This is a genomic window from Calditrichota bacterium, from assembly GCA_013151735.1.
GTDB lineage: Bacteria > Zhuqueibacterota > JdFR-76 > JdFR-76 > BMS3Abin05 > BMS3Abin05.
The window spans coordinates 61669-73322 of the sequence record JAADHR010000146.1 but is presented as its reverse complement, the minus strand read 5'-3'; the positions used below and the strand labels follow the sequence as shown (position 1 = coordinate 73322).

The following is an 11654-nucleotide window of genomic DNA, read 5'->3' as shown; positions in this document are numbered from 1 at the left end:
AGGGCCAGCGGCAGGAGAAGGCGCCCACTTTTGAGCTGTAGCGCCCGGTCGTTATTCATCACGTAATAACCGGGCTCACGAATGCACGGCACGGGGTCATTCCAGGTTTGGGCTTCATCTGTGGAAAGGCGCATCATCGGCACACAGTCCGTATCCGAATTTTTGCGCAGGTAAAACAGGGCAATTTTGCCGCTGCGCAGATGCAGCAAGGAAACGGACATGGTATTCTGCTTCCCCTCGTTGGGCAGAATGAGGGTGTCGCGGGACGTCCAGGTGCGGCCGTCGTCGGTCGAAAAACGACCCGCCAGATACGCACTGGACTCATCCCCCGTGCCACCGGTGAAGTGGGTGTACACAAATAAAATGCGCCCGTCTTTCAGGCGAACAAAATCGCCTTCGCTGTTGCGGGGATTATCGAGTGACGGCTCGATTCGTAAAACGATCTGCTTGCCGTTTTGCAGGTTGGATTCCATTTTTCCCTGACAGGACATAAAGAAAACAAGAAATAGGCTTATTAAAGAGAGGGTTGTTTTCATTGGAATACCTTTTTTGTGTTTCTTAAAGCAATTGCCCGCGAAAGGCTCAAAAGAGCACGAAAACAACCGGTATGCTTTTGTGGTAGATCTTTTTGTTTTCACCATAGGCAATTTTATTCATTCACTGAATCCGTCGCAATTTTCACAAAACCGTCTTTAACGACGACCTGGTTTTGTCCGTTGAGCGCAATAAAATAATATTCCTGTCCATCTTCTTTTCGAATTCCTTCGAAAAATCGAATCTGAATTTCAGATCCTGGAAAAACCATTCCGGAAAAACGGGCGCGGATTTCCCTTATTTTCCCAGGATTTCTACCGGCAGATGTGTTCACAATTTCCCGCACCACTAATCCCAACGTGGCCGTGCCTTGAACAAGAATGTCCGGTAGGCCCACCTGGTGTGCAAACTTTTTCGACGTGTGAATGGGAAACACGATGTTCGTGCACCCATCGTAAATGTAAGGCAGCAGGGGATCAATGGATAATGTCTTTTCCCACAATTGGGGTACGCCTTCCGGAAAAGTTGGTACTGGCGGAAGATCATCTTTACTTTTGCACGCACCTTCACATGATACGCCCCGCAGCAAGGCACCGGTTACTTCCGAAAAAACCAGTTGATTTTGTTCGTCAAACGCCCGAAACCGAAGAGACAGCTGGGTTCCGCTTTTATGAGGCAAAATAGCGGCGACGTCTGTTTGAATCAAAAGGTGCTGCCCCGGACGCACCAATCGGTGTAAAATAAGGTGTTCAGCGGCATGAACCATCGTGGAAAGCAGATTTTCAGGGAATTTCACACCGAGAAGATATTCATTTAAGTGTTTCACAATGGGCCAGGTCAAAGCCACCGGAAAAGTGGGCGGTGCTGAAATCCCTCCCTGCCTTTCATCGTCAAAATAAAAGGGATTGGAATCGTGCAGCGCTGCCGCAAAGTTTTTGGTTTCCCTCCACCCGACTGTGACGTCATATTGCCGAAAGCGCGCTTGCAACAAATTGGAACGAATTGAAAGAGACATGCGTTCTATTCTCCCAAGAATCGGCCTTGCGAGGTTTAACTCCCTGCAAGTTTTCTGCTTACGAGTTTGAATAAAAAAGGTTTTCGCCGCGAATTTCGATGATTTCCATGAATAGATTTTTTGAATTTATAGGCCTAAAATTCGTGTAATTCGCGGTTATTAGTAATGAACTCATTTATTCCGAGAGGTATTTTTCCAGATTCTTTCGAATTTCCTGCTTGGCCAGCTTTCCAATCAGCGTTTTGGGCAGGTCTTTCCGAATAATAATCCGCTTCGGACGTTTGTAATCCGCCAGCCCCTCTTCGCAATAGTGAGCAATTTCCTCGGGTTTGAGGGTTTCGCCCTCTTCCGGCACCACAAAGGCATATCCCACTTCCCCAAAAATTTCGTCCGGGACCTCAATAATACATGACGTGTTGATTTTGGGATGAGCATTGAGGAACGATTCGATCTCCAGTGGGTACACATTGTAACCGCCACTGATGTACATCTCCTTTAAACGTCCCACAAAATGGAGGTAATTGTTCTCATCCAGGTAGCCCAGGTCACCCGTTTTAAGCCAGCCGTCCTCAAACGTGCCCGAATTGTCCTCCGGATCCATGTACGTCCGAATGACGCTGTCTCCCTTAACCAGAAGTTCACCAACCTCGCCGGTTTGAGCCCACTCACCGGTCGTCTTTTTAATTTTAAGCCCGAAGTTTTTCCAGGGTGCGCCTTCGGTTTGCGCGACGATTTCCAGCGGATCAGAGGGTTTCGTAAAGGTGAAAAATCCGGCTGTCTCACTCATTCCCCAACTGGAGGCAATATTGGCGTTTGGAAAACTTTCCTTAATTTTTTCAATCAGTTCCGGCTGGGAGGGCTCACCGCTCACAATGATTAACTTAACCGAATCAACGTTGAAGTCCTTTACATTGACCATCTTAAACATGAGCCGAAAAATAGTTGGAACGCCGCCAAAGTAGGTGATCTTGTATTTCCCAATAAATTCGAGCATTTGTTTGGGATCAAAAGTGGGCATGAGCACTCCCGTAGCCCCTGCATAAAGCTGTACAGCGAGCAAATCGTGTGTGCCGCCCACGTGGCTGGTGGGAAGATTGATAATCACTTTGTCGTCGGCGCTCAATTCCCAGGCTTCCACCGTTGCTTTTGCCATGGCATAGGTGATTTTTTGTGTGATCACTGCTCCCTTGGGCTTCCCGGTGGTTCCACTGGTAAAAATAATAATCAGGGGATCGTCGGGCTGCGGGTGAAGTTCATCCGGGATCGGATTGGCCGGGGCCTGAAGCAACGCCTCGTAAGGTTTGGAATTTTCAATAGTGAGTGCGCCGAAATAGGAAAAAACATGCTCAAAGGGGTATTCCTTGACAAGCGCTTCAGCGGTTTGTTTGATGGATTCCGGATTGGCCAGTGCCACCAAAAGTTTCGGCTGGGTGCGCTTGCTGAGGGCAATCATTTCAGCCGGTTTAAAACGGGGATCCAGAGGCACCACCACTAAACCGATTGCAGAAGCCGCCATATAAAGCGTCACAAAGGCAGGGGATTGCGGCAAAATAGTCGCGATTTTGTCCCCTTTTTTCAAACCAAGCTGCAGAAATGAATTGGCCATACGCTGAATGCTTTCATTGAGTTGCGCATAGGTCATTGTCCGATCCATAAAAATGTAGGCCGGATGGTCAGGTATTTGCTTGGCCCAATTTTCAATTACTTTGCAGAAATAGTTTTCCATGTTTGTACCCTCCATTTTGGGAAAAACAAATTCTTGTTTTTTAACGATTCCCCTTAATCAGGCACCTCCTTTCATTATCTGGATTTAATGTGGATTTGAAAGAAAAAAAACGCCTCTATGCAGAAGTTTTATCGTTTCGAGCATTCATTCAATAAGTGCCAGAACAGTGGACGTGTCTACCTGGTCTTTTTCTTTCACCCGAATCTCCTTTACCACCCCGGATTTCGGAGCCAGAATCGGATTTTCCATTTTCATCGCTTCAATGATCATTAATTCATCGTCTTCATTTACAACGTCTCCCACCTGCACCAGAATTGTCCGAATAAAACCGGGCATTGGAGCTGTTACCTCGCTATTTCCCTGCATGTTTCCTCCAAAAGGACTTGTTTGGGTTGTTTGTAAAAATAAAAAATATTTTGCCTAAAAAATTTGCTTCGGGGGCAACTCTTAGCACCGCATGCCGCGGGTTTTGATTCCCAATCGTGTCTTTTCAATGGGATAAACCATCTCAATCCAGTCACACAAGAGCTTCCGTGTATTCCGGGGATCGATGATATCGGGAATACCAAACGCTTCGGCCGTGCGAAACGGAGAGGCAAATCCACGATACATTTCCATCAGCTCGTTTACATAAGCCATCGGGTTCGGCGCTGATTCGATTTCCTTTCGGTGCGCGGCGTAAACCCCGCCTTCCACCGGAATATTTCCCCACACGGCCGAGGGCCAGGCATACCGCCAGTTAAGCTGATTAGGATTGGATTGCGCTGCTCCGGCCACGCCAAAGCACTTCCGAATGTACACTGTGGCCCAGGGGATAGTCGCCTGAAGCACAGCAAAACTGGCCCGCACTCCTTTGCGAATCGTGCCGTTCAGTTCGGCCTCCCTGCCAATAAAAAACCCCGGCTGATCTACCAGATTAACAATCGGAATGTGAAAGGTGTCGCACATGTCCACGAAACGCTGGAATTTTTCCCCCACATCCCAGGCAAAGGAACCGGCCCGGAAACGGGGATCGTTTGCCAGTACACCCACCGAATACCCATTCAACCGTGCCAGTGCGGTAATCTGAGAACGCCCCTGGTACTTTCCGATTTCAAAAACCGAATCCTTATCAAAAATCAGGCGAATGATTTTTCGCATGTCGTAAGGTTTTTTGCCGTTTCTTGGTACAATTGAAAGGAGCTCCTCATCCCGCCTGTCGCATGAATCCCCTGCCATTTCCCGCCTTTGCGGCATTTCCCAGACATTGGCAGGCAAATAGCTTAAAAATCGTTTGGTCTGTTCAAACGCATCCTTTTCCGAATCGGCCTCATTGTCCACCACACCGCTGCCTCGCGTGTGAATCCGATAGCCTCCCAAATCTTCTTTGGAAATGGTTTCGCCAAAAGCCCATTTGACCAGAGGCGGCCCTCCCACAAACACATGGCTTTTCTCTTTTACCATGACTGAAAAATGGGAATTAACCATCAAAAGTGCACCAATTCCCGACACAGGTCCCAGTCCGATGGACGCCACCGGTACCATGGAGAGCAGCTCGGCCATGTGCTGAGCGGCCACATCGTTTACGGTGGGTAGTTCTGTGTAACCGATTTCTGCGATCTCCTTGATGGTGCCACCGGCACCGTCCAGCAATCGCACAACCGGCAGGCGCAATTCGCGGGCCATTTTTGTGATGTACGCCAGCTTCGACTTGTAAAGTCGTCCTACAGAAGCCCCCTTGATGGTAAAATCGTCTCCGTGCACCGCCACTCGCTGCCCGTTGATTTTTGCCAGCCCCATTACAATCGGACAGGGGATAAATTCAGTGAGGGTGTTCTTTTCGTACCTGGCCACTCCAGCCTGCACACCGGTTTCCTGAAACGAATTTTTATCGACCAGGGCATCAATCCGCTCCCGAACCGTCATTTTGCCCTCATCGTGCTGACGCTGAACATTTTTCTGGCCTCCCATCCGGTAGGCCAGATTTTTGCGAGCCTCAATTTCTTCCACTTCTTTTTGCCAGGAATCCTTTTCGGATTTCGAGGCCGACGTATTTTCTTCCGGATTTTTCGGCATTGTGTTTCTCCTTCTTTCAAGAAATGGAATTAGTGAAAATCTCCAAATTGGGTATTCAAAGAGAATTTCACTTCTCCCAAAAAAGGACAGGGTCAATCAAACCACTTTTTATCTCAAAGGGCTACTTTTTCACGCGGAAAGAATTTTGGCTGTTTCAACAATCTCCCAAAATCCGGGCGCATAAAATGCTAATGTATGTCAAACCTTTATTGGCAAGCAGATTGGGAAAGTTTGATTTTTATGAGAATTTAAAGAATTCATTTGTAAAAAACCAGCAAAAAATAATCATTCTGCTCTGGTTTCATTGCCACCCCACTACCGCGCGTTTTCTTTTCGAATGGCCAAATCGTTTTGAATCCGGATCAGTAGATTCTTATCAATCTTATAAAATGAAAAGATGACCAGGGCCAAAAAAGCGGCAGCGGCCGGGAGAAAACTCATCAGCAGTCGGATGCCCAGCAGGGCATGGGCGGACTGAGCGGCATTAGCGACGTAGCCAAAAAAGGCCAGAACGCCTCCGGTGAGGGCGCCAGCCACACCGGAACCGAATTTTATGGAAAGCGTTCCTGCCGAAAAAACCAATCCTGTGGCGCGGCGGTTGTTTTTCCATTCGGAGTAATCAGCGGTATCGGCCAGCATGGCGAAAAACAACGTGATTCCCGGACCGGTTGAAAATTCCATCAGGGTGCCCAGAATAAAAATGGCCGTGATGTTTTGGGTTCCGGCGAAAAATAAAAGTGCGCTGCTGATGAGCGCCAGCAGCAGACTGGCTTTCATGGTACCTCGTTTTCCCAGCACGCGCGTAAAGGGCCCGGTAAGGGCCGCGCCAATCATCGCTGCAATCACATTAATAACCATAAATGCCGTTGCCAGGTTCACTCTCCCCAGGTAGTATTTGAAATAAAACATCGTGGAACCCTGCTTGAGGGTGGTCATCGAAACAAAAAAAACGCCTATAAAAAACAATATAATCCAGGGACCGTTGTGGAAGAGATCTTTTAAATCATCCTTGAGCGCAGAGTGTTTGCCTTTGATGGGTTTTACGCGTTCACGCGTTGTAAAAAAGGTGATCAAGAAAAAGACGACGCTCATCCCGGCGAAAAGCATCATGGTGTATTTGTAGCCCAGCATCTGGTTGCCGTGCCCGAAAAATTGAACCAGATAAATGCTGAAGCCCTGGACAATCAGGGCACCCAGAAATGCAAAAAAGAAGCGGTAGGAAGAGAGACTGGTTCGGTCGTCGGGGTTGGGCGACATCACGCCCATCAGGGCGGAATAGGGGACATTGCTGGCCGTGTAAACCAGAATGAGTCCGATATAGGTCACGTAAGCATAAATCAGTTTTCCGACGGGGCCCAGGTGGGGTGTGGTGAAGGTCAAAACGGTGAAGATCCCAAAGGGAAGGGCCATCCACAAAACCCAGGGGCGGAATTTCCCCCAGCGGGTTTCCGTGCGATCGGCGATCATGCCCATAATGAAATCTGTAATGCCGTCCAGAAAACGGCAGGTCAGCAAGAGGGTGCCGACGGCCGCAGCGGTAATGCCGAAGACATCCGTGTAGAAAATGGGTAGAAAAACCATGAGTGTTCGCCAGACCAAATTGGTGGCCGTGTCGCCTAATCCGTAACCAACCTTTTCAACAACAGAGAGTGTTTGTCGTGACTGTTCCATTTGCAAGTTCCTTTAGCGATTCCGATTCAGAAGCAGGTTTACAATCCGTTATTTGTGATGACCGCAGCATACCAGCGGGCAGAGTCTTTTGGAATGCGTTTTTGTGTGTTGTAATCCACGTAATGGATGCCAAATCGGCGCGAAAAGCCCAGGGCCCATTCGAAATTGTCCATAAATGACCAGAGAAAATACCCCCGCAGATCGACGCCTTCCCGAATGGCCTGATAGGCCTCGCCAATGTAATCCGAAAGAAATTGAATTCGTTTGGGATCATGGACCTGATTATCCACAACCCTGTCGCGGCAGGCGCAGCCGTTTTCTGTGATTACGACGGGCGGATGGGTGTACCGGGTATCGATCCAGTGAAGCAGCTTTCGTAATCCCCACGGAACAATGCTCCAGCCCATTTCTGTTTTGTCCCATTTGGGATCAGCAGAAAGCCGGACGTCCTGATCCTCTGAGATGCCTCCGTTGCCGTAAGGGGTGGTGGAGACAGGCTTTCCCTTCGAATCGGCCGCATACAGGGTCGTGTAATGGTTGAGGCCAAAAAAATCTGTGGAGCCGGAGAGCAAGTCCTTGTCCCGGTCGGAAAAGCGGGGCAGGCGGTCCGCCACGCGAGCCCGCATCACGTCCGGGTAGTCGCCGCGGTAGATGGGATCGGTAAACCAGCCCAGGAAGAATTCCAGCGCCCGCTGGGCGGCTTGCTTGTCCGAAGCAGAATCGGTCAGCGGTTCCCGCCAATCGCAATTGTTGGTGATGCCGATTTGCCCGCCTTGCCGGGGTTGAAATTTTTGACGGTAATGATCGACGGCGAGGGCGTGGGCACGCAAAATCTGATGCCCTGCCTGATAGGGTTCCGAATGGGAAACCCGGCCCGGCGCAAAAATTCCCTGACCATAGCCAAGGATAGCCACTACCCAGGGTTCGTTGAATGTAATCCAGTGCTTCACGCGGTCTCCGAAATGCTCAAAACAGATGGAAGCGTAATCCCTGAAGATTTCAGGCATTGCCGGATTGAGCCAACCATCCCGTTCCAGCTGCAGCGCCAGCGGCAAATCCCAGTGGTACAGCGTGACCCAGGGGGTGATGCCGCGATCGAGCAGTTCGTCAATCAAATCGGAGTAAAACCGAATACCCTGAGGATTGGGTTTCCCGCGTCCTGCGGGCTGAATGCGGGACCAGGCAATAGAAAACCGGTAATGTTTTAGTCCCATTTCGGCCATGCGGGCGATATCCTCCTTGTACCGGTGAAAATGGTCGCAGGCCACGTCTCCGGTATCCCCGTTTTTTATTTTCCCGGGTGTATGGGCAAAAGCATCCCAAATGGACAGTCCCTTCCCACCCTCGAGCCAGGCGCCTTCAATCTGGTAACTGGCCGTTGCCGTTCCCCAGATAAAATTCTCCGGAAATTCTTTCATACGAATTTTTCCTGTTCCCATTGGTTTTGTTTAGAAAAGATTCTTGTAATCTGTTAAAAGCGAATTTTCTGTTTTTCATTTCAAGCAACTTTTGGCCTGAAAAGGGATGAAAAATGTCGCAAGGCAGATTTTTTTGCAGACTTTTCCAAAATAAGAAAAAAATGTGTCTTTTCAAAATGATTTTTTAGGAAAAATTGGGAATATGAAATTGGTGAGAGGCTCTGGAGGGAAAGGGCACTAAATGTTTCTTGCCGCGAATGCGCCAATTAGAAAACACATCGTGAGTTTTTATTCAGATTTGGAAGACCCTGAATATAGGACAAGTTAACAATTATTCGGTGCGCTGTTAAGAGAGGTGATTTGCAGATGCAGGGATTGTGTCTTCTTCAGTCCTGGGTTCTGTTTTTGGAATTGTGATTTTCCGGATCATTTTTTGAAGTCTGATTGGATTTGGTTTGGTGATGTTTATTTGACGCACGGGCGTTTTCCCATTCACTCTGTTCCGTAAAGTTAACATAACTTCTTTTACACCGTTCCCAGAATGAACTGCAAAGTCGAACACGGTGCTGCTGGAGGAATTTTTCGATTTTGGAGAGATTCATCATTTCGAGATTGTAAAAAACCCGCATAAACCGTTTTCTGGGATTGAATGTTACATCAATAATTCCGGATTGGCGATTCAGCAGTTCCCGGAGCTCCTCCAACTCGGAGGAGTCAATTGGTGCCTTAAATTTGATACATCGATGTTTAATAATAGACATTTTATGTCTCCTTTATGTGAACCTGATCTCCGGGCACTTTAAACAAGGGTTGAATGATTACTGTACAAAAACGTATGAATTATACTGCCGCTGCAAGGGACAGGTTAACATCCCGCCTTTTGATATGTTTAGACGTCATATTGTTATTTTGCCCCTTGCATCGACAGCTGCGCTTGGATAGAGTCAGTCCGTGTGTGGATAGTGCTTATTTTGCCAGAGTCATTTTTCGGATTCCCACGATCCGGTTGTTGATCCTAATTTCATAAAAATAAATTCCCGAGGGAAGGGACGCCGCCTGAAACTGAACGCGGTGTACACCTGCATCCGTGACCCGATTAAAAGGTGTCGCAACCACTTTTCCCAGCATATTGTAAATGGTCAATTTTACATCCGCCCTTTTGGGCGTGGAAAATTCGATGGTTGTTTCCGGATTGAAGGGATTTGGATAATTCTGTTGAAGTGCAAATTCAGCCGCAATTGCCGGATCATTTTCGGAAACGCCCGTGGGGACGGATTCGGCCGTTAAGATCACGAAACCACCGATTTCCTGACCTGCAATGCTGACCGTGTTTGTCTGGCTGTCTACTACGGCGCTGTGAAGAGTGACCCAGTGATTCTGATCATCATCCCAATATCGTGCCTGAATATTTGTCTCGGACAGGTGGTTGTTTTGAAGCTGCTGATCCGTATAGTGCAACTGCATTTGAAAATTGGATGCGAATGTCATGTGTCCTCCGCAGCCATTTCCCTGCCACATATTTCCCGATCCGCCGGATGTCCGAAAAGCAATTTCATACGCTGCAAAAGCGTTTTGTCCATCCGTGTTTGGGATATTCTGGGGGTAGACCTCCATCATCTGCGCATACATAGAATCGGGCATCATCATTCCACCATGATGCCATTGGCCTGAACCGCCCCAGCCCGGATTGATCTGCATCCAGCTGGCGGTGTCGAATGGGGCATAAACCCTTTGAGAATGATTCATAGTCCGGCTTATCCAGCGTCCGCCAAAATGGGACATGGCTTGCGAGGAATCCCGCCAGGCCAGACCATTTATTTCATATACGACCAAAATGGACATGGTCGAATCCGAAAGGAGTCCGCCCACGATGGAAAGGGAATCTCCTGAAGCGGGACGGGTGGCTCCGCTGGATGGGGTGTACCAGGGCGGTCCGAAATTGAGGAAGTAATCGGGGGTCCCGTCGCCATTTGTATCCAGATAAACCTGCTCATGCATAAATGTTGAATCGATGAGTGCCGTTCCATTGAGACTAACCGTTTGTAAAGAGTCATGATCCATGCCGAAAATGTGATTTCCGCACATTCCTTCCCCGCCCATCTCATGATCATTTTCCCCCTGCATATGGTTCCACGTGGGTTCGTACGGTTCCCGCCAGAATTGCCCGTCGATCGAATAGACAATAACAACAGGCCATTGTCCGGTCATAGATTCGTGCTCACCGCCGGTAATCGTGATTGAATCGCCGTCCGCAGGCCGGGTGGCGGCACTATTGGCGGGTTGATACCATAGGGGGCCGAAGATCAAGAAATAGTCGGGGTTCCCGTCGTGGTTTGTATCCAAAAAATACAACGGCATCATTTGGGAAGAATCAATCGTAACAATTCCGCTGAACGTTGTGGTGACAAGAGAGTCCGGGTCAGCACCCCACTCGCCATTATGGTGGCCCATGTTTTGGGCATTTATCGGAATTTGCGATACCAGCAAAATAAATGCTGCGCTCCATATTATCGTCTTAATTCTCATTTCATGTTCCTTTCTGTAGTTTTTTGTGGATGAGTCTGCCGTAAGGTGCGTCAATCCGCTCTTTTCAGGAATTTTCAGCAATTGATTTAGTTGAATATCGTTTATGGCAGATTTGGCTTTGAAAAGCGAATGTATTCATTCGGTTACAACGCATTAATTTCACCGGTTCTTATCTTTACGGCCATTTCAATAGGGGTAACAAAAATGATTCCATCCCCTTTTAGTCCCGTATGAGCGCGATCCTGAATAATATCAATGTACGTGGAAACGTCTTCATCATTGGCCACGACTTCCAGCTTTGTGATTTTGAAATACCTCTTTGCCGTTTCATGCGCCTGAGAGAAATAATTGGCGTCAAATCCATACCCGACGGGATGAACCTCAACGACCGTGATCCCGGGTACATTTTCTTTCTGAAGAGCCTGGACAACATCTTCCACCCGATTGGTTTTGATGTAAGCCTTAATCTCTTTCATTTTTTCCCTCATTTCTCATTTTGTGCACGATTATTTCATGAAATCTGTTTGCTCACTACTATCTCTCACAAATCCTATGCCAAAAAAACAGAAAACAATAATGTCCAGAATATCAAGCGGTTGGAGAAAGAAGAAGAGGACGCCTCTTTTTTTATTGAAGAATATTCTACATTAAAGTGTGCAATAATATGCAATTCCCGGTGGAAAGGCGGGTGAAAAATTGTTTAACTTTT

General features: G+C 48.0%; 10 protein-coding genes. All 10 read right to left on the bottom strand.

Annotation, left to right across the window (positions count from 1 at the left end; all coding sequences use genetic code 11):
• Window positions 1–473: exo-alpha-sialidase (locus tag GXO76_10760; protein NOY78335.1), on the bottom strand; the 473-nt coding region annotated here is incomplete at its 3' end.
• A gap of 176 nt (window positions 474–649) precedes the next feature.
• A complete protein-coding gene (locus GXO76_10755; protein NOY78334.1) occupies window positions 650–1549 on the bottom strand; it encodes a hypothetical protein in 900 nt (299 codons plus the stop codon).
• A 175-nt stretch (window positions 1550–1724) separates the two neighbouring features.
• The gene (locus tag GXO76_10750; protein NOY78333.1) at window positions 1725–3275 is read right to left on the bottom strand and encodes an acyl--CoA ligase; all 1551 of its coding nucleotides are present in this window, start codon (window positions 3273–3275) and stop codon (window positions 1725–1727) included.
• Window positions 3276–3419: 144 nt separating this feature from the next.
• Entirely contained in the window at window positions 3420–3641 is a 222-nt protein-coding gene (locus GXO76_10745; protein ID NOY78332.1) for an acetyl-CoA carboxylase biotin carboxyl carrier protein subunit, read from the bottom strand.
• Window positions 3642–3722: 81 nt separating this feature from the next.
• On the bottom strand, window positions 3723–5330 hold the full coding sequence (locus GXO76_10740) for a carboxyl transferase (protein NOY78331.1): 1608 nt from the start codon (window positions 5328–5330) through the stop codon (window positions 3723–3725).
• Between the two features lie 315 nt (window positions 5331–5645).
• On the bottom strand, window positions 5646–7001 hold the full coding sequence (locus tag GXO76_10735) for an MFS transporter (protein NOY78330.1): 1356 nt from the start codon (window positions 6999–7001) through the stop codon (window positions 5646–5648).
• A 38-nt stretch (window positions 7002–7039) separates the two neighbouring features.
• Window positions 7040–8419 carry a beta-glucosidase gene (locus GXO76_10730; protein NOY78329.1) on the bottom strand — a complete coding sequence of 460 codons (1380 nt, stop codon included), beginning with the start codon at window positions 8417–8419 and terminating at the stop codon, window positions 7040–7042.
• A 386-nt stretch (window positions 8420–8805) separates the two neighbouring features.
• Window positions 8806–9180, bottom strand: coding sequence for a hypothetical protein (locus tag GXO76_10725; protein NOY78328.1), 375 nt, complete (start codon window positions 9178–9180; stop codon window positions 8806–8808).
• Between the two features lie 205 nt (window positions 9181–9385).
• Entirely contained in the window at window positions 9386–10945 is a 1560-nt protein-coding gene (locus GXO76_10720; protein NOY78327.1) for a T9SS type A sorting domain-containing protein, read from the bottom strand.
• A 143-nt stretch (window positions 10946–11088) separates the two neighbouring features.
• Window positions 11089–11421 carry a P-II family nitrogen regulator gene (locus tag GXO76_10715; protein ID NOY78326.1) on the bottom strand — a complete coding sequence of 111 codons (333 nt, stop codon included), beginning with the start codon at window positions 11419–11421 and terminating at the stop codon, window positions 11089–11091.
• Window positions 11422–11654: the final 233 nt, after the last annotated feature.